Annotated in this window: 14 protein-coding genes; 4 read left to right on the top strand and 10 right to left on the bottom strand. The window is 59.9% G+C overall.

Annotated features, from left to right (window positions below; translation table 11 throughout):
* Nucleotides 1–208 precede the first annotated feature (208 nt).
* A complete protein-coding gene (locus HMPREF2787_RS03605; protein WP_070858412.1) occupies nt 209–1180 on the top strand; it encodes an N-acetylmuramoyl-L-alanine amidase in 972 nt (323 codons plus the stop codon).
* A 16-nt stretch (nt 1181–1196) separates the two neighbouring features.
* On the opposite strand, the gene HMPREF2787_RS03600 is transcribed toward HMPREF2787_RS03605, so the two are convergent.
* Entirely contained in the window at nt 1197–3248 is a 2052-nt protein-coding gene (locus HMPREF2787_RS03600; protein WP_070858411.1) for an acyl-CoA dehydrogenase family protein, read from the bottom strand.
* Nucleotides 3249–3465: 217 nt separating this feature from the next.
* Nucleotides 3466–4809 carry an MFS transporter gene (locus HMPREF2787_RS03595; RefSeq protein ID WP_070858410.1) on the bottom strand — a complete coding sequence of 448 codons (1344 nt, stop codon included), beginning with the start codon at nt 4807–4809 and terminating at the stop codon, nt 3466–3468.
* Between the two features lie 749 nt (nt 4810–5558).
* Between HMPREF2787_RS03595 and HMPREF2787_RS03590 the strand changes: the two genes are divergently transcribed.
* Both HMPREF2787_RS03590 and HMPREF2787_RS03585 read left to right on the top strand, forming a co-directional pair.
* A complete protein-coding gene (locus HMPREF2787_RS03590; RefSeq protein ID WP_070858409.1) occupies nt 5559–6848 on the top strand; it encodes an MFS transporter in 1290 nt (429 codons plus the stop codon).
* Nucleotides 6849–6977: 129 nt separating this feature from the next.
* A complete protein-coding gene (locus HMPREF2787_RS03585) occupies nt 6978–7943 on the top strand; it encodes a GDP-mannose 4,6-dehydratase (RefSeq protein ID WP_070858420.1) in 966 nt (321 codons plus the stop codon).
* 61 nt (nt 7944–8004) lie between these two features.
* Here the strand turns inward: HMPREF2787_RS03585 and HMPREF2787_RS03580 are convergent, their stop codons facing one another.
* From HMPREF2787_RS03580 to HMPREF2787_RS03550, 7 genes are all read right to left on the bottom strand, one after another.
* Nucleotides 8005–9000 (bottom strand): DsbA family protein, encoded by a 996-nt coding sequence (locus tag HMPREF2787_RS03580; protein ID WP_070858408.1) that lies wholly within the window; start codon nt 8998–9000, stop codon nt 8005–8007.
* A 49-nt stretch (nt 9001–9049) separates the two neighbouring features.
* On the bottom strand, nt 9050–9472 hold the full coding sequence (locus HMPREF2787_RS03575; protein WP_049172389.1) for a DUF2304 domain-containing protein: 423 nt from the start codon (nt 9470–9472) through the stop codon (nt 9050–9052).
* Nucleotides 9469–10161, bottom strand: coding sequence for a glycosyltransferase family 2 protein (locus tag HMPREF2787_RS03570; protein WP_038629309.1), 693 nt, complete (start codon nt 10159–10161; stop codon nt 9469–9471). Before HMPREF2787_RS03570 ends, HMPREF2787_RS03575 begins: the two co-directional genes overlap by 4 nt.
* A gap of 23 nt (nt 10162–10184) precedes the next feature.
* Complete coding sequence (locus HMPREF2787_RS03565) at nt 10185–11006, bottom strand: glycosyltransferase (RefSeq protein WP_070858407.1); 822 nt, start codon at nt 11004–11006, stop codon at nt 10185–10187.
* 69 nt (nt 11007–11075) lie between these two features.
* A complete protein-coding gene (locus tag HMPREF2787_RS03560) occupies nt 11076–12437 on the bottom strand; it encodes a lipopolysaccharide biosynthesis protein (RefSeq protein WP_070858406.1) in 1362 nt (453 codons plus the stop codon).
* Nucleotides 12438–12455: 18 nt separating this feature from the next.
* Nucleotides 12456–13916, bottom strand: a complete 1461-nt coding sequence (locus HMPREF2787_RS03555) for a M1 family metallopeptidase (RefSeq protein WP_070858405.1) — start codon at nt 13914–13916, stop codon at nt 12456–12458.
* A gap of 10 nt (nt 13917–13926) precedes the next feature.
* A complete protein-coding gene (locus HMPREF2787_RS03550; protein ID WP_083326649.1) occupies nt 13927–16101 on the bottom strand; it encodes a prolyl oligopeptidase family serine peptidase in 2175 nt (724 codons plus the stop codon).
* An 82-nt stretch (nt 16102–16183) separates the two neighbouring features.
* Here HMPREF2787_RS03550 and lpdA point away from each other — a divergent pair, with 82 nt between their 5' ends.
* The gene (lpdA, locus tag HMPREF2787_RS03545) at nt 16184–17599 is read left to right on the top strand and encodes a dihydrolipoyl dehydrogenase (protein WP_049189521.1); all 1416 of its coding nucleotides are present in this window, start codon (nt 16184–16186) and stop codon (nt 17597–17599) included.
* Between the two features lie 273 nt (nt 17600–17872).
* Here lpdA and ramB read toward each other — a convergent pair whose 3' ends face one another.
* On the bottom strand, nt 17873–19297 hold the full coding sequence (ramB, locus tag HMPREF2787_RS03540) for an acetate metabolism transcriptional regulator RamB (protein ID WP_246824184.1): 1425 nt from the start codon (nt 19295–19297) through the stop codon (nt 17873–17875).
* Nucleotides 19298–19372: the final 75 nt, after the last annotated feature.

Genomic DNA, 19372 nt, shown 5'->3' with positions numbered 1-19372 from the left:
GCATGCGGACACACTTTTCTTTACTTAACCCCGTTTTTTATTTTTTGGATCGGTCAAACATGAGGAGAGCGAATCCGACGGCAAGCCGACGTGCGGTGATTCTCCGAAACGAATGGGGGCGGAAATCTCGGAGCCGGGGACTCTCAATCGAGTGTTTGCTACTGTTACTCAGCACATGGCAGGTACGCGGAAACTAGGAGAACGCACTATGCGGCAGCCCGGACACCAGCGACGAGCAGTGCAGCGATCAGCGGGACGACTAGCTGTGGTTTTGGCGGCCGCGGCAATCATGCCTGCCGGTCTTGTGGCCTGCACCATCGACACGGAGGCTTCCAGAGCAGGAAGCGCTCAGCAAGCTGCCTCGGTGGAAACTCAAACGTCCTTGGCAGCTGAAGAAGAGGCCATGCAGATGCCGAACCCCACTCCGCCGAATGAGGAGTTTGCAATGCCTGATTCTGCTAACCCCGACGCAGTCGCCCCGGGCGACGCGCCACAACAGCAAGCTAATCGCGCTACTTCGCGTGCCGACGGCTCCAGCGCTGTAGCCGGCAAGGTCATCTATCTCGACCCGGGACATGCCGGCACCCCACCACCTGCCGACCTGATGGTCACTGACGGTCGCGGTGGCCAAAAGCCGTGTAATACCTCCGGAACCGCTTCCAATGACGGCTTCCCGGAGCACGAGTTCAACTGGCTGATGGCGCAGGAAATCAAGCAACTGCTCGAACAGCGCGGTGCTCAGGTGCTGCTCAGCCGCGAGGATGACGCCGGTCGTGCAGATTGCATCGATGCTCGTGCAGAGAAGGAAAATGCTTCCAACGCCGATGCCGTGGTGAGCCTCCACGCAGATGGTGCTGGAGAGGGCAACCGCGGATTCCATGTGTCGGCGATTTCTCAGCCACTCGCCAATAATGACGAGCAGGGCTCTACCGCGCTGGCAACCGCCCTGCGCGATGCCTTTGTAGCCGCTGGTTTTGCTCCATCCAACTATCTCGGCAGCGAGGGGCTGAATCCACGCGCGGATCTCACTGGACTCAACCTATCGACGAAGCCAAAGGCACTGGTCGAATACGGCAACATGCGCGATAGCAGCGACATTGCCCTCTTGACTTCCAGCGAAGGCCGTCAGCGCTTGGCAGAGGCCACTGTGGCTGGGTTGGAAGGTTTCTTGGCGCAGTAGCCAACCGGCCAACCTGCTAACTAGCCGGGTTGGCCTTAGCCTTCGGCGTCATCGCTTCGGAAGGCTCCATCATGGGGATATCCAGCATGGTGCTGGGGACACCAAAGGCATCGACAAGTACCTCAGACCAGGGACCAAGGGAATCAACCAGATCGGCCAAGCCCGCTCGCGCGCCCTTGGTGCGAGTACCGGTGAGCAGTGACTGCTCCAAGAACCAGCCGGCGTTATCGCAGACAACCGACAGGAAGAACACATCACGAACCTGCTCGAGCACTTCTTGAGAGCGCTCGTCTGTGATCGTGGATTCGGCTTCGAAGAACGCTTCCAGGATTATGCGATCGATATGCGCCCACGCGCAGGAAATCATGTGGTCCTGGACCTTGTCCACCAGCTTCGCGGCCTTTTCAACAGGCAGTTTCCGCGCCGGGCGCAGCCTGCGAGCAAGGGACTTGAGAAGTCGGTTCTCGCGCTCGATAAGTAGCTGCATCTGGCTGGCGGGGTCAAAGAGCGAGGACTCATCAGCGTCAGTCAGCGCATCCAAGAGGTTCTGGACGACGGCATCTGCACCGGTGCGACGGCGCAATATGCCACTGAAATTGTCGAGGCCGAAGCGCACCATCTCCAGGTTGGAAAAACTTTGCACCTCCCGGGCAAAACCGCCCAAGAGTTCCTTGGTGACCAGCTGCAACATCACCACGTTGTCGCCCTCAAAAGTGGTGAATACGTCAGAGTCTTCTTTGAGAATGGTCAACAGGTTCTCTGCCATGTAGCCGGCTCCACCGGTGGCCTCACGCATCTCCTGGATGGCGTCGGTGGCATGTGCGGTGTTGGCGACCTTCAATGCGGCGGCATGCGCCTCCACTTCACGCAAATCGCGAGCCTGCTCCGGGGTTAGATTCGCACGGTCCAGCCCCTCCGCTTCGAGGTCGTGAATCCGCTTGATTAGCAGGTTGGTGGCAAATTGCAGACCGTACGAACGCGCAATGCGGGGGAGTAGTCGGATTCGGTGTTGGCGGTGCTCAATGAGCTTCTTTTCCGGCAGCGAATCGTCGGGAGCAAATTGGCGCCGCAAGTGTGCGTACTTGGTGCCGATGGTCAATGCGGTGCGGGTTGCCGCACCAGCGGCCGCACCGACTGTCACGCGGCCGCGCACGAGGGCACCGAGCATTGTGAAAAACCGTGCATTGGGGCTGTCAATATCGCTGCTGTACTCGCCAGTGGCCGAGACATCTGCAAAACGGTTAAGCAGGTTCTCCCGCGGCACGCGGTAATGATCGAACATGAGAGTGCCGTTGTCCACTCCCAAGAGGCCACCCTTGGTACCGTGGTCGCCGATAGCAACCCCGTCGACAGGCGAACCGTCATCATTGCGGATCCGGGCGACAATGCAATGCACGCCGTGAGATTCTTCCTGCCCTGGTGTGTAGAGCTGGCAAAAGACCGCAGCCCAGCGCCCATCGCGCGCGGCGTTGCCCAAAAACCACTTCTCAGAGGAAGCGGTGGGCGAATGGAGAATGAACTCTTCCGTGTCAGGGTCGTAGTGCGCCGTGGTTTCGAGTGATTGCACGTCCGAGCCGTGGCCGCGTTCGGTCATCGCAAAGCAGCCGAGAGCCCGCAGCTCAATGAGGTCACGCACCAATTCACCGTGGCGTTCAGTTCCCAGGTTGCTGACAGCGCCGCCGAAAAGGCCCCACTGCACTCCGGACTTCACCATCAATGACAAGTCGGTGTGGCCGAGCATTTCAATCCCGGAGAGAGTCCCACCGGTATCTCCTGTGCCGCCCTGGTCGGTGCGGAACGCACCTTGGGGCATGCCCGTCTGCAGCACCTTGGACAGTGCCTCGGTGGTGTGCTGCCTGGCCTCCTCCACGGTCAGCCCAGAGGTGGGCCGCAGGGAGGGATCTTCTAAAAGGGTGCGGACATCAGCGCGTGCCTCGGGGAAATAGCCGTCCAGGACCTTTTGCAGTGTGCCTGTCATTTCCGGTTCAGGACGGGAGGGAAGAGCCTTCGGTGCGTCGGTTGAGCGCCGGCGGGGGATTCGCGGGGAGCTGGAAGAAGTCTGTGCCATAACCCAACGCTAATGGGATAGCTGAGACTTGTCAGCTACTTTCCGCTGAGAAAGTCATGAGGAAACCGGGACCCCAGCCTGGGAAAACGAGCTACCGAGATAAAAAGAAGGCGGAAACGCAAAAGCCGTCGTCAAGCAAGTGCTGCGTTGTGCAGTGCTTGACGACGGCTCGCGTGATCAGGTCCCCTGGTGGGGCAGAACCCTTAGCTGTGGGGAACTAGACGCGCGACTTAACTTCGTCGAGGTTAGTTTCCGGGTGCTCGATGAGGTCTCGGTCTTCGAGGCCCTTCGGCAGCAGGAACAGGGCAATCAGTGCCGGGATCGCCATCGCCATCAGGTAGATGGAGATGTAGAACGGGTTGCCGGTGGCGTCCATAATCATCTGGGCAATCATCGGAGCGAATGCACCACCCAGGACGGCGCCGATGGCGTAAGCGATGGAAGCGCCGGAGTAGCGGACCTCAGCCGGGAACATCTCGGAGTACATGGCCGGCTGCGGGCCGAAGGTCAGGGCCAGCGGCAGGGTGAGGACTGCGACGGTCATGATGTACAGGAACGGGCCCTGCTCCAGGAGGCTCCACATGACGGCCTCCCAAATCATAATTAGGACGTAGCCGATGATGAAGGTCTTAGCGCGGCCGATGCGGTCGGACCAAGCGCCGGCGATGAACATGAAGATGGTCCAGCAGATACCGGCGATGAGAGTACCGGTCCATGCGATGGTTGCGGAGTAGCCCAGTGTTTTCTGTGCGTAAGCGCCGAAGAATGCGATCACGAGGTAACCGGTAGCCTGCTGAGCAGCGAAGATCAGAGCGCCCTGGATGACCTTGCCCCAATGGTTGCGGAAGAGTTCCGGCAGCGGAGCGGAACGCTCGGCGGACTCAGCCTGCATCGCCTGGAAGACTGGGGACTCGTCGACGGTGCGGCGAATCATGTAACCAATTAGAACCAGGATAAAGGACAGCAGGAACGGCACACGCCAGCCCCACTCCATGTAGGCTTCCTCGCCGATGATTGCCATAACAATCAGCATGGTGCCGGTAGCCAGAGTCAGACCCAGCGGAACACCCGCCTGGGGGAATGCGCCGTAGATACCGCGCTTTTCCTTCGGGGCGTACTCCACGGACATCAGGGCTGCACCACCCCATTCACCGCCAGCGGAAAGCCCCTGGAAGACACGGAGGAGAACCAGCAGGATAGGTGCGGCAACTCCGATTGACTCATAGGCCGGCAGCAGACCGATGCAGAAAGTAGCAGCACCCATGCCGATGAGGGTGAATACCAGAATCATCTTGCGGCCGTAACGGTCACCGATATGGCCAGCGATAATAGCGCCAAGCGGGCGGAAGAGGAAGGAAATACCCAGGGTTGCCCAGGCGAGCACCTGAGCGATCTGCGGGTTCGACTTCGCAGCCGGCTCAATAAAGTGTGGAGCGAGCACGATAGCCGCGGCCTGAGCGTAAATCAGGAAGTCATAAAACTCGATGGTCGTACCCACGAGAGTTCCCGTGAGCACCTTGCGGCGCTGCTTGGGATCAGTCGCGATGATCGAAGTAGTCATAAAATAACAAGACTTTCTTTACATACCCGTCCGCACGGCCATCGAGGACCTTGGTGATCTCGGCGGTCGCGCAGAAATCGCCCCAGGTTTTTCTCAGCCAGCGTTTGGGGAATGGACAGATTGTTTGACGGTGTCGAATTCTTACACAGCCAGACCGGTAGCGACCAGCGTTTGAACTCCGGTGAGTGATGACAAAAAAAAGAACGGCGGGGGTAATGGGGGTTGGTGAATGGCGGTAGATTTTCTTTGTTTATGACCGATTTCTTGATCTATATGCCTGTAAAAGGTGGATTCGGGGGTATGTAAGGTGTGTGGGGAGGGTGCCGCTTGGCGACGGGCCGCCGCTGGCTTTATTTGCGGGGCTCAATGGCAGTTTGTTTGTGAGGTTGTCTTAAATAGGGCAAATCTGCGTTTTATGACAGTTTGGCTACCCCCACATTGGATTGATTTGTAATTATATAATTAGCGACATTGTGAAAATTGTGGCGGAAGTGATGCAAGATATGGCAAAAATAACGGAATAATAACGATGTAGTCTCGAAAAGGGTATTGCCCCCAGATGGGGCAGGGGGTCGAGGTCAGTAATGTGTCACCCCGAGACGGGGGTGTGAGCCCCAGGTTTCAGGGGCATTTGAGTCGGCGGTGCCACTAAGCCTGAAGCTATCTCAGCACATCCTTTGTGGTTAGCCCAGGGCTCAAATCTCCACCATTGTGCACAAGGCGCTGGGGGCCGTCGTAAAGTAAACGGCATGTCTTCTCACGCAGAATCTGACGGCAATGAAAATGAGGTACCTTACGGTAGCTCCAAAGCCAATAAGGGCACGCCAATGTGGTTGCTCGCCGCAATTGCGGTTTTCGGTGTCGCGTGGGGTGGCAATGAATTCACGCCACTGATGGTGATGTACCGCGAAAACGCCGACCTGGCGCCAGTGTTCATTGACCTTCTATTGCTGGTCTACGCCCTCGGCATCGCACCGGCGCTGCTGATTTCTGGCCCGATCTCGGACCGTATCGGCCGCAAGCCGGTGATGCTCACCGCGCCAGTGCTCTCGATCCTGGGGTCGACCCTTATCGCGCTAGGCGAGACCACCGCCCCGCTCATCCTCACTGGTCGCTTCATCTCGGGCTTGGCAGTCGGCATTGTCATGGCCGTGGGCGGCTCGTGGGTAAAGGAGCTTTCCGATCCGCGCTTTGACCCCAAGGCCACCTCCACCTCGGGCGCGAAACGTCAGTCCATGGCCCTGACCCTGGGCTTTGGTCTGGGTGCAGGTATTGCCGGCACGCTGGCGCAGTTCGCACCGCTGCCGGGGAAGTTGGCTTATATCATCCATATCCTGATTTCTATCCCGACAATCTTCGGTCTTTTGGCTGTGCCGGAGACTCGCCAGTCGCCGCATCTGGGCGGCAGCAACGCTCCGCGAGAGACGGTCTGGGAGTCCCTACGCACCCCATCGGTAACTAACCGTCGCTTCCTGCTGGTCGCCGCGATGGGAGCGCCGTGGGTCTTCGGTGCAGCCGGTGTCGCCTACGCAATCATTCCGTCGCTGCTGCAAGAGCATGTTTCCCAGCCGGTGTTCTACTCCGCAATGGTCACACTGTTTGCGCTGCTCTGTGGTTTTGGTATTCAGCAGATTGGCCCACGCTTTGTGACCGAGTACAACGCCCGCGGTTCGCTAATCGCAATCGGCATTGTCGTTATCGGTATGGGAATGGCCGCATGGATGTCCACCAACCCCACTGCAGTGACGGCATTTATTGCAGCGCTGGTGTTGGGCACCGGTTACGGCCTGTCCATGTTTACCGGCCTCAACGAGGTACAGCGCATCGCCGGCCCACGCGATATGGCCGGGCTGACCGGTATCTTCTACTGCCTGACTTACATCGGCTTCGCGTTCCCGGCAATTCTGACCAAGCTATCCGAGTCCATCTCCTGGATGACCTACCCGGTCATGCTCGGTGGCGGTATGGTCATCGCCATCCTGATGGGCGCGGTTATTTTCTTCAATTCCACTGTCAATCTGCCACAGCGCGGTGAGTAATCTCCCGTTCCTCGGAAAGCTAATCAACCCCGTCAATGTGAGGTTGGCACACGTATAAGCGGTTTTCCTTACCGAGCGCCTATAGTTTTTCCTATGGAGAAGCACAAGAACGAATCACCGGCCACCGAGATGACAGTATCGTCGGCAAGCGAGAAACCACGCGCGCTGGTGACGGGCGGTGCGGGATTTATCGGTTCGACGCTGGTTGACCGGCTACTGGCTGAAGGGTACGCGGTCACTGCGCTGGACGATCTCTCCCACGGAAAGCTGGAAAACCTTCAGCAGGCATCGCTTAACGACGACTTTGAGTTCATAACCGCCGATGTGCTGGAGGTGGACTGGGACGAGCTGCTCGGGCAAAACCGCCCGGAGGTTATTTTCCACCTCGCAGCGCAGATTGATGTGCGGATTTCCGTGGCCGACCCGGTGCGGGATGCGACGCTGAACATCATTGGCACAATCAAACTTGCAGATGCGGCCCGAAAGCACGGTGTCCGCAAGGTTGTATTTACATCTTCGGGCGGTTCCATCTACGGCACGCCGGAAGAGCTTCCGGTGTCGGAAAGCGTGCCGGTCAATCCGATGAGCCCCTATGCCGCTTCTAAAGCGACGGGCGAGCTGTACTTGAATATGTTCCGCAATCTTTACGGGCTCGAATGCTCGCACATCGCGCCGGCGAATGTGTACGGTCCGCGGCAGGATCCGCACGGCGAGGCCGGTGTGGTGGCTATTTTCGCTCAGCGACTGCTAGCGGGAGAGCCAACCAAGGTATTCGGTGACGGAGGAAATACCCGCGACTATGTCTATGTCGACGATGTGGTGGATGCTTTCTACCGCGCATCCGGCGAGGTCGGTGGTGGAATGCGCTTTAATATTGGCACCGGTGTAGAAACCTCGGATCGGCAGCTGCACTCGTTGGTGGCGCAGGCTGCGCATGCCGAGGATAATCCGGAGTTTGCACCACCGCGCACTGGCGATGTGGCGCGGTCGGCGTTAGACCCCACGCGGGCGCGTGAGGTACTCGGCTGGAAACCAGCTATGAGTATTCAGGAGGGTGTTGCCCGTACCGTGGAGTACTTCCGGAATCAGGGCTAGCGCAGCTTACGCGGGCGGCTTCGTGCACTCGCCCGCGTAAGTTAGCAGCGAGTCAGCCAGGTTACTTGCCAGCTTCCTCCATGCGCTTGGCGTGGATGAGAGCCAGCTCGATATTGTCCTCGAACACATCGACAGGCTGCGCGCCTGAGACGAACTGAGTTCCAACGAGGAAGCCCGGAGTACCGGAAATGCCCAGCATGGAACCGAACTGAGTGGCATTCTTGACTGCCTCGGTCCACTTGCCGTCCTTAAGCTCCTTTTCAAAGCGCTCTATGTCCGGCACACCGGCCTCACGAGCGACGGCAATCAGTTCCTTTTCAGTGAACTCCGGGTGGCCCTGGCCCTTCTCGCCGGCCTTCTTAAACAGCGCACGGGAGAATTCCCAGAACTTGCCCTGAGCTGCCGCGGCACGGCCGGCCTCAGCGTCCTTGATGGCCTTCTCGCCATTGATGGCCATGTCGTTCCACTCCAGGCGGACCAGTCCCTCATTGACGTACTTTTCCACGAGGGCAGGCTCGGTTTCGTTTGTGAACTTCGCGCAGAACGGGCATTCGAAGTCCGAGTAGATCGAGATTACGACCGGCGCATCCACTGCACCGAGAGCAAAAGGGTCATTTTCATTGCGGCGATGGACATTGTCCATATCCTCCGGGGACTTCAGCTGTGCTCCCGCCTTGGGTCCGTAGATGCTGGCGTCGAAAGAGCCATTCGGGCCAGGCACTGGCGCGATTTCACCCTTCCCCGCCTCAGCACCAGCCATGTTGACGGTGCTGACGCCGTTGAAGCTAGCCGAACGCGAACCAGCGACGAAGCCCGCTGCGCCGACAACAATCAACGCGACGACAGCTAGCGCCCATGCGGCGTTCGGAATCGAGTACCACGACTTGGTTTTTCCATCACTGTCGGCAGACCAGGACTCCAAGTCCTGCTCAGTGGGTACCGGCTGAGAAGCCTGCTGGGGTTCCTGCTGTGTCCCCTGCGGCGCTGCGTCTGCCGAGGGCTGCTGCGAATCGCCGCTATGGTCAGCGGCGGCGTTGTCTTTATTTTCTTCGCTCATGGCTTCTATGGAACCACAGCCTCAGATTCACATGCGCTTAGCGTGCCGATTAGTCGGACGGAGCGTTGTTCTCGGCGTTCGTCGCGCTGTCTTTTTGGCTGCTGTTCTGGCTGCCCGAAATCACAATTTCTTCTTCCGGACGCACAGCGGTCTTCAAGGCCACTGCACGAGCCAGTCGCGCGTAGCGTAGCTCCTGTTCGCGGAAGCGAATGTAGGACGACACCGTGGTAAACACGAACGCCAACACCAGTACGTAGAGCAGCAAATCGGTGCCCCGGGTCACACCAATCCAGTTGGCCACCACGGTCAGATCGTCGGGACGCACGATTGCCCACAGACACGCGATTACGAAAACGACGAATCCCAGTTTCACGCCCGCCTTGGCGCGCGCTTTACGACGGTTAGCGACGAAGTAAGCCACCAGGCCCACCATCGCCAGCAGCAAAATAATTTGAACGATGGATGCGGTCATGGCAGCCTCTTCGAAATCAGGGAGTCGGCAAGGATATTGACACCGTTGAACAAGGATTGCCCTTTGGACATGGAGTATTCCGTGTAGAGGATATCCACCGGCTGCTCAGCGGTACGCCAGCCTCTGCTGTCCATGACCTCGACAAATTCGGAGGCATGGCTCATGCCGTTCATGCGCAGGTTCAGTTGCTCTGCCACCGTGCGGTTGAAGGCGCGCAGGCCGTTGTGGGCGTCGGTAAGCCCGAGTCGGCGCGTGCGTGGTGACAACATGACTACCGTCTTGAGGACAATTCGCTTAATCAGCGGCACCTGGTCATCCTCGGCGCGAGGGCGGCCGAAACGGGTTCCCACAATGATGTCGATTGGTTCGGTGCGCAGTCGCTGCACCATAGCGACGACGTCCTTGACCTGGTGCTGGCCATCGGCGTCGAAGGTGACAAAGTACTTCGATCCAGCCTGCGCGCGAGCGTATTCCACGCCGGTCTGGATAGCGGCACCTTGACCCAAATTGACAGGGTGGTTGACCAGGTGAGCGCCGGCCCTGTGGATCTCCAGGCTGGAGTTATCCGAAGAGCCGTCGTTGACCGCGACAATGTTGGGGAAGGTCTCGCGAGCGTGCTCGAGAACCTCACGAATAACCTGGCCCTCGTTGTAGCACGGCACAATCAGCCAGGTGTCCGAGAAATCCATGTTGTCAGTCATCGTTCCGAAGCCTACCGCACAAACAATCGTCGATATGCGCGTGACATGAGCTGAGTTGGCAAAAGTCGGAAAAGTGTCCGCACCGCCAAGTTAAACGCCGCCCGCGGCCAGGAAATCAGCCCCGCATCTACCAGCGTGCGCTGGAGCTGGCCCTCGCCGCGGATGATGCCGCGAGAGGTCCGTCGCTCGAACATGCCGTCGGCGCGGAAGTACACCAGCGGCTCGGGCAGATTCTCAAACTTCGCGCCGGCGGCCATTAGTCGTACCCAAAGGTCATAGTCTTCCATCAGGCGAATGTCGCGATACCCGCCGACTTCACGCACCTTCGCTGTTCGCAGCATCGAAGAGGGGTTATTTACAGGCGAATTGATCTTGATATAACGCGCAATCTCGGCGTGCGTCTGTGGCAGAGTTCGCACGCGCACTACGTTGTCCGGCGTGCCCTCGAACTCTGCCATCGCACTGCCCAACACATCCAACTCCGGTTTAGCGGCCAGCGCTGCCCACTGTTTTTCAAAGCGGTCCGCACGCGCAATATCGTCCGCATCCAGTCGTGCCACCCATGGTGTTTCCACCAGCTGAAGACCCGCCTGCGACGCCACTCCAGAGCCGCCATTTTCCGCACACCGCAGCACCGTCATCTCCGAATGCGCCTGCTCATGCTTGACGACGACCCGGTCGAGTTCCTGTCCAATGGGGCCATCGATGACCACGATGACGTGCGCGGCCGGACGCGTCTGGCCCCACAGCGATTGCAGTGCAGCATCGAGCTGGTCAGGGGCGACGCGGTGGTAAACGGTCATGAGAACCGTGAGGTTAGTGATGGTGGACATGTGAGTGTCGAGCCTCGGGTTTTACAGGGGGATTTGGACGGTTTTGGGGGGCATTGGATGCGGATGGTGCTATTCCACCGCAAAAGCTTCCGACACAGCTGACCTGGCAGCACGCGGGGAAAGCTTGCGCAGCGCAAGCAGATGAATGGCAACACCTACCGCAGAGCCTACGGCGATAGCTGCGACCGTGCGTACCGACAGGTGCCCAGGGAGGAAAAGAATGGCAACGGCAATTGTGGTCGCTGCCAACCAACCGATCAGATACATATGGTGCTTTTCCACTGCCAACGTGACCGAGCCTGTAATCATCAACATGGCGGTTAACGTCGCACCGAGCGTCAGCGCTGCGAGGACCGGCCCGGACACGTGGTAGCTATCGTCCAGGATGAGAGTCATAATCCACGGCCCAATGAGCCATGCCAGGCCCGCCCCGAAGGTTCCGAAAGCAGCCAGCGCTCCCAGCGGCTTGGCCAACGCTGCCAGCACGCCCTCGGAGCGGTGCCGGACAAAGCTAACAATGATGGCGTTTTGGAACTTCTCCAGGGGCATGAGCAGCGGAGCGCGAGTCAGCGTTACGGCGTAGGCGATACCCGCAATGGTCACCGCTGCGGTGAAGTTGTTGGCATGCGGCGGGGTAAGCGATTCGGCTATCCCGGCGCCAGTGGTGACCGCTTCGCCGGCAATCTTGACGATTGTCGGAAAACCTGTGACCAACACAGCAGATGCGCCGGATGCGCCCATGGCCGTGACCATGAGAGTGATGAAGCGGCGCACCGGGACGTCGGCACGCGCGAACATGACCGAGCGGGTTGCCGAGGAAAACAGTGCGAGAATAAGCCAACTGACAGTGCCGAACACCGTGATAATCAACCAGGCCAGCAGGCCCCAGCCGAAGTACCAGGCGATGAGTGCCAGCGCCACGCGCACGAGAATGTCGATCATGATTAGTGCAGCGTAAGGGCCCCACAGTTGGCGGCCGCTGAGCAGACCCGAGGTGGTTGCCTGCATGGAGTACAGCGCCAGACCAAAAGCCATAAGCAGAATTGCAGTGCCGGCGTCATCCTGCACGACTAGTGGGGCCCACAGCGGACCCGTCACTGCCATGGTGATGAAAGTAACTGCGGCGACGCCCAGGGAAACTGTGATGGGACGAGCGCCGAGAGTTTGACCCGCTTCCGAGGCTCCCTGCCCCTGCTGCCAATCCTGCTCATGATCTTGCTCCCGCTCCCGTGATTCCGCAGCACCGATTGCGCGCGTGGTCTCCTGCATCAGCCCGCCGAGAACACCCGTGAGTGCGAAGAAAAGCCCCCAGAACGCCACGAACTGCAGATTTACTGCATTGGGAAGTGCGCGGGCCGAGATAATCAGCACCGCGAAGCTGCCTATCGCGGCGACAATCGTGGCCAGCGACAACCATTTGAAACCGGACATTGACGTGCCTCTAGCTCTCTAGTCCTTGGCCTTCGAGTAGCCGAGCTTTGCAAACTGAGCAGCCAGCTTCTCGTCCACGATTGGAGCACCATTATCGTCGATGCCCTGATCGGCGGGGGAGCGCGTCGGATCAGCGGGGAAGTCCGGCAAGGAGCTGCGTGAAAGCCAGGAATCAAAGATGACATCCAGGTGCGAGGTGGTGATGCCACGCTCACGGCACACGCGGTTGGCCAGTGCGCGGAAGTCAACTGCGTCGACCACACTGTGGCGGTTAGTGGTGGTCCACTTGCGCACCAGGTCGAAGAACACCTCGTCGCCTAGCAGCAGGCGCAGAGCGTGCACAGTCAGCGCGCCGCGCTTATACAGACGGTCGTCGAACATCAGCTTTGGCCCTGGGTTGGCGATGACGATGTCCTGGTCCTCCTCAAGCAGATCCAAGTAGTGCTTGCGGGCGTGCACATCAGCGCTAGCACCGCCGCTGACCTCGGACCACACCCACTCGGAGTAGCAGGCAAAGCCCTCGTTGAGCCAGATATCGCGCCACTGCGAAATGCCAACGCTGTTGCCGAACCACTGGTGCGACAGCTCGTGGGCAATCAGTCGATTCCACGTGTCCTTGCCGTCGGCGTGGTTGGCACCGAAGATGGACAGCCCCTGTGCCTCAATGGGAATCTCCAGGTCATCCTCGCAAATGACCACCTGGTAAGCGCGGAAGGGGTAAGGACCAAAGAGTTTGGCGAACTCATCGAGCATGCGCCCCTGATCGCGGAAGTCATGGCGAGCATTGGCCACCAGCTCAGAAGGCACCCAGGCCACCACGGTCGAGGTCTGGCACGGCAGCTCGACCTTCTTAAACTGGCCGACATTGATGGTGGCCAGGTAAGAGGCCATGGGCTCCTCGGTGACAAACCGCCAGCGGCGGCGCGATCCGCCTACGTTCACCGGAGCGTCGGCAAGCCCTGGTGCGACGACCTCATAAGGAGAGTCGGTGACCATCGTGAACTCGTAGAATGCCTTGACCTCGGGATCGTCATCGCAGGGGTACCACGACGCCGCGCCCACCGGCTGCGATGCCACGAGCGCACCGTTTTCCAATTCCTCCCAGCCAATTTCGCCCCACTTCGAGCGCACCGGACGTGGCGTGCCCGAGTAAGTGACAATCAGCCGCAGCGTCTCGTCGGGAGCCAACTCGCGGTCAAAGGTGGCGCGCAGCTTACGACCCGAATGGCGCCAGCGCTTCACATCGATTGAGTGAGCCTGCGAATCGGAAATCGCATCCACCGAATCGACCCCCAGCGCATCCGCAAAGTCGAGCGTGATGTGCGAGGTCCAGGCGTTGATCTCGATATGCAGAGTCGCCGTCGCCTTCAGACGATTCGGCCCGACCCGATAGTCGAGGTCCAGCTCGTATTTGTTCACCCGGAAACCCAGGTTGAACGCGATACCGGTATATGGATTAGTGAAATCAGCGCTACTCACGGCTGTTACCTTACTTCAGCTTGTTCCACAGCCACGTAGATATGAGTGCCTCGACGAACGCGACCTGCGAATTATCCGCCGCGCCCGCGTGACCGCCCTCTGTGTTTTCGTGATAGTCCACCGGCTGTCCCGCCTCTTCCAGCAGCCACGCCAGGCTCCGCGCATGCGCCGGGTGGACACGGTCGTCCCTGGTAGAAGTCGTAATCAACGTTGGCGGGTAGGCGCGCTGCTCTCGCTTGACGACGCGCTGAACCGGCGAATACTGCGCAATCGCAGCCCGCTCGGTGGGGTCGTCCGGGTTTCCATACTCGGCCATCCACGAGGCTCCCGCGGACAGCCTGTGGTAGCGCATCATGTCCGCCAGCGGCACCTGGGACACCACTGCGCCCACTAACTCCGGGTAAGAGGTGAGGCAGACAGCGGTTAGCAGCCCGCCATTGGAACCGCCGCGCACACCCAACTGTTCGCGCGTGCAGTAGCCGCGTTCAACCAGGTCGCGCAGCACGGCCTGATGATCCTCATACACCCTCATCCGCTCAGTCTTTACCACCGAGGAGTGCCAGGCCGGCCCGAATTCGCCACCGCCACGCAGGTTGGCCTCCACGAAGTAACCGCCGCGCTCGAGCCAGGTCAGGCCACGGATCGCCGAGTACTGCGGGACCAGCGAGACCTCGAAACCGCCGTAGGCGTGCACGAGGGTTGGGGCTGGGTTCGGAGTGGGTGTATCTGTGCTTGCCTCCGCGCCTGAGCCAGCGTTTGCGCCAGCGCCCGCCTCCGCGCCGAAGCGGCCGGTGATGCGATACGGAATGCGCGTGCCATCGGCTGAGGTCGCCCAGTGCTGCCGCGTCTCCATCCCCGCACTGTCGAAGAGCGCCGGAGCACGTCGCACTTGCCTGAGCGGGCTGCCGACTTGCCCGTACCAGAGGGTTGCCGGCTGCGTTGCCGAGGTCGACACCAACCAGATCTCATCGTCGCGTTCAGAGGCAGTATCAATAACGCTCACAGTGGCCTGCGCAGGTAACTCGCCGAAAGCATCCACCGGCTTCCATGAGCCCTCCCGCAAAACGACCAACTTCGTTGCGACATCCTCCAGCAATGTCAACACCAGGAAGTTCTTCGTCCACGCAAGCTGCTGGAACGACGTGTGCGCATCAGGGGTGAAAATCACCTCCACCTCACGCGAGCCCGCCAGCCACTTTTCTAGCTCCACAACGGCCACGCCACCAGCCGGAATGCCATTGAACTCCGTGCGCGGCATCAGCACCAACCACTGCCTATGGACACTCGTCCGACAGTCCTGCGGTACCTCTAGAATCTGCAGGGAAAAGTCCCCGTTTTGCTGCACCGCCAACTTGCCCGAACGCCCCGCCGCGACAAACCGCTGCGAGTTATAAAAATCATGCGCACGCTCGACAAAAAGCCGCTCGAAGCCCTCCGTCGCGTCGAACCAGCCGCCTACGGCCACATCATCACTGTGGCCCGAGAAAATCACATCCGCGCTTGACGACGGCGTGCCGCGCCGCCACCTACGAACCTGCCGCGGGTAGCCCGAATCCGTCAGTGACCCCGGACCAAAGTCACTGCCAACGAGAATCTCGTCACGGCCCAACCAACAGACATCGGACTTCGCCTCCGGGAGGTAGAACGGCTCATCGTCGACAAAAGTGCAGTTGACGAGGTCAAACTCCCGCACCACGGTGGCATCGGCGCCGCCGCGAGAGAGCATAATCAAGGCGCGGTCATAATCCGGATAACGGCACACCGTGCCCTTCCAGACCCAGTTTTCTCCCTCGGCTTTCGCCAGCTCATCGAGGTCAACCAGCACTTCCCACTCGGTTGCCTGCGGATCTTCCTGGCCAGCCAGATAGCTCTGCAACGAGGTGCGCCGCCACAGGCCCCGCGGATGCCCGGCATCCCGCCAGAAGTTATAGAGGTACTCGCCGCGCCGCACCGGATACGCGATCCGGGCATCGGTGTTGAGCGCAGTCAGGATGCGTTGTTCCAGGTTGGTGCGGTTGCGCGGGTCGTCGGAAAGCGAATCGACGCCTGCGACGGTGGCCTCCGACTGCGCGCGAGCCCACGTCAGCGCCTGGGAGCCGTCGATATCGTCCAGCCAATCGGGGACAAGGTCAGTGGAGAGGAAGGAGAAATCGTTGCCCAAGTCGGTGTCCGTGTCGGTGCCCATGCCCACCACCGTAGCCGACCGCAGTAGGTAAAACCGGGACTCGCGCGTGAAGTAAAGACAAGTCGTGCGTAGACTTGTGCACGTGGCTGAACATTTTGATCTTGTAGTACTCGGCGGCGGTCCTGGCGGATACGTCGCAGCAATCCGTGCATCCCAGCTGGGTCTGAAGACCGCTGTGGTGGAGAAGCAATACTGGGGCGGAGTCTGCCTCAATGTTGGCTGTATTCCATCCAAGTCTCTGTTGAAGAACGCCGAGGTGGCGCACATTTTCAACCATGAGGCTAAGACCTTCGGCATCTCCGGCGATGTCTCCTTTGACTTCGGTGCCGCACACGCGCGTTCGCGCAAGGTGTCCGCGGGCATCGTCAAGGGTGTCCATTTCCTGATGAAGAAGAACAAGATCACCGAAATCAACGGTTTCGGTGAATTCACTGGCCCGACCTCCATGGCCATCACTGATGGCGATGACAAGGGCAAGGAAATTACCTTCGACAAGGCGATTATTGCGACCGGCTCCGTCGTCCGTTCTCTGCCGGGTGTTGAGGTCGGCGGCAACATCGTTTCCTACGAAGAGCAGATTCTCTCCGACGAGCTGCCGGACTCCATGGTCATCGTCGGCGCTGGCGCCATCGGTATGGAGTTCGCGTACGTCTTGGCTAACTACGGCGTGGATGTCACCATCGTCGAGTTCATGGACAACGTTCTGCCGAACGAGGACGCAGACGTCTCCAAGGTTATTGCCAAGGAATACAAGAAGCTGGGCGTCAAGCTCATGACCGGGCACAAGACCACCTCCATCGTGGACAACGGCGACTCGGTTGAGGTCAAGGTGGAGGCCAAGGATGGCGGAGACGAGCAGACTCTGACCGTCGACCGCGTTATGGTCTCCATCGGTTTCGCACCGCGCACCGAGGGCATCGGCCTGGACAAGGCCGGTGTTGAGCTGGGCGAGCGCGGCGAGATTGTCATCGACGAGTACATGCGCACTAACGTCGACAACATCTACGCCATCGGTGACGTCACCATGAAGCTGCAGCTGGCACACGTCGCTGAGGCACAGGGCGTTATCGCAGCTGAGCACATGGCGGGACACGAGACCGAGACCATCCCGGACTACAACATGATGCCGCGCGCAACCTTCTGTAACCCGCAGGTTGGTTCCTTCGGTAAGACCGAGGCGCAGGCCAAGAAGTGGGCAGAGGAGAACGGTCGCGAGATTAAGGTCTCCACCTTCCCGTTCTCTGCAAACGGTAAGGCACAGGGCCTGGCGGAGCCGGCTGGTTTCGTGAAGCTCATTGCAGATGCCGAATACGGCGAGCTGCTGGGTGGCCACATGGTGGGCGCCAATGTTTCCGAGCTCATGCCGCAGCTGGTCCTGGCTGAGAAGTACGAGCTGACCACTGAGGAAATCGGCCGTGCCGTCCACATTCACCCGACTATGTCCGAGGCCATGAAGGAAGCAGCCGAGGGCGTTATGGGCAAGATGATCAACCTGTAAGGGGTTGTGGCGCTGGCTCTGGCTTCGCTGGGGCCAGTCTTCGCTGGTCCCAGGCCTTCACTGGGCTGGACCTGGCTCAGACATTCACAAGTTAGTGCCCAGGTTTATAGCAGTTTGACCGAGAAATTCGGCACAAAAGTGCTATAAGCCTGGGCACTTTCTTTTTGGGCCTTTCTTTTTGGGCATTTCCCGCCCCCCAATCCCACCGCCAACCCAGCCCGTCGCCAACCAAGCCCAAGCCGCAGGCCGGTCCTGCGCCCGTCGTAAAGCGAATTAGTACGGTGAGACGGTGGAGCGGTGCATGTTGATGTCGATATCCCGATGAATCGGCGGGAACGCGCGCTGCGGACATGCCTCGCGGGAGCAGACCCTGCAGCCGGCGCCAATCGGAGTGGCTGCGTCGAGGTCCGCGAGATCGAGTCCGTCGGCGTACACGGTGCGCTCAGCGTGCCGGGCCTCACAGCCCAAACCGATGGCAAAAACCTTACCTGGCTTGCCGAAACGTGCCGCGTGATGCTCCACAGTCCGCGAAATCCACATGTAGGGCCGACCGTCCGGCATGAGTGCGACCTGCCGCATGACTTTGCCGGGGTAGGAGAAAGTCTCGTAGACGTTCCACAGCGGGCAGGTACCGCCCGAATGCGTGAAGTGGAAGCCCGTGGCGGATTGGCGTTTGGACATGTTACCCGCGCGGTCGACGCGCACGAATGTCCACGGAATGCCGCGCAAGCTGGGACGTTGCATCGTGGACAGTCGGTGGCAGATGGTCTCGTAGCCGACCCCATACGTGCGTGACAGTAACTCGATGTCGTAGCGTTTCGACTCCGCCATCGCATGGAACGCCTCATACGGCAGAATCAGCGCCGCAGCGTAGTACGTCGCGACACCGCGCTGTGCCAGCTTCCGCGACTCTTCCGACATGAAATGCCCGGACGCGACAGCCTCGGAAATGGTCTCGCCCTGCTCCAAAAACCCCAGCTCCGTGGCCATGCGGAAGGCCCGCTGCCCCGGCGAGAGGTGCCGCGCGAGGTAGAGCGTCTTCGTCCGCCGATCAAGGCTGTGCTGCACATCGCCTAACGACGATTCCAGCGCAATCCGAATCCCATGGTCGTTGGACAGCCTGTCGGCCAGCACAGAGACCACATCGGTGGTCTCGTCGGTGATGCGCAGCTCGCGAGCCAGCTCCTCGGAGGCGGTGTCTACCGAAGCGATGTAGTTCTGGCGGGCATAGAAGTAGTCGCGGACTTCCTCGTGTGGCATGGTCAGCGCCTGTGAGCCGGAGGCGGTGTCGGTGCTGTTGCCGAAGTTGCGCTCCTCGGTGGCCAGAGAGAGTTTGTCCGTGACGTTGCGGTAGCGGCGGTGGATATCCACCATGATGCGGGCGATGTCGGGATGGTCGCGAACCATTTCCGAGATCTCCTGCAGGTCCATGGGGGACTTAGCGATCTCCTTGTCCATCACCACGTCCTGAACCTCAGCGAGGAGGCGAGAATCGTCATCGCGGGAGAAGAAAGTCGCGTCAACGCCGAATGTGTCCGTGATGCGGAGCAGCACGGGCACAGTCAGCGGGCGGACGTCGTGCTCAATCTGGTTGACGTAACTAGCCGAGAGGCCCAACGCCTGCGCGAGCGCAGCCTGGCTGAGGTCGCGCTCGCGGCGTAGCTGGCGGAGGCGGGATCCGACATAGGTTTTCGACATACTGCCCAGCATATCGCGGGCTTTGCTGAACTTGTGTAGAAAACCGTTGCAACCTTTGCTTGCGTGTGTAGGTGC

The organism is Corynebacterium sp. HMSC061H03 (genome assembly GCF_001838215.1).
GTDB lineage: Bacteria > Actinomycetota > Actinomycetes > Mycobacteriales > Mycobacteriaceae > Corynebacterium > Corynebacterium jeikeium_D.
The sequence above is the reverse complement of the archived record's forward strand: the minus strand, read 5'-3'. Positions and strand labels throughout refer to the sequence as shown.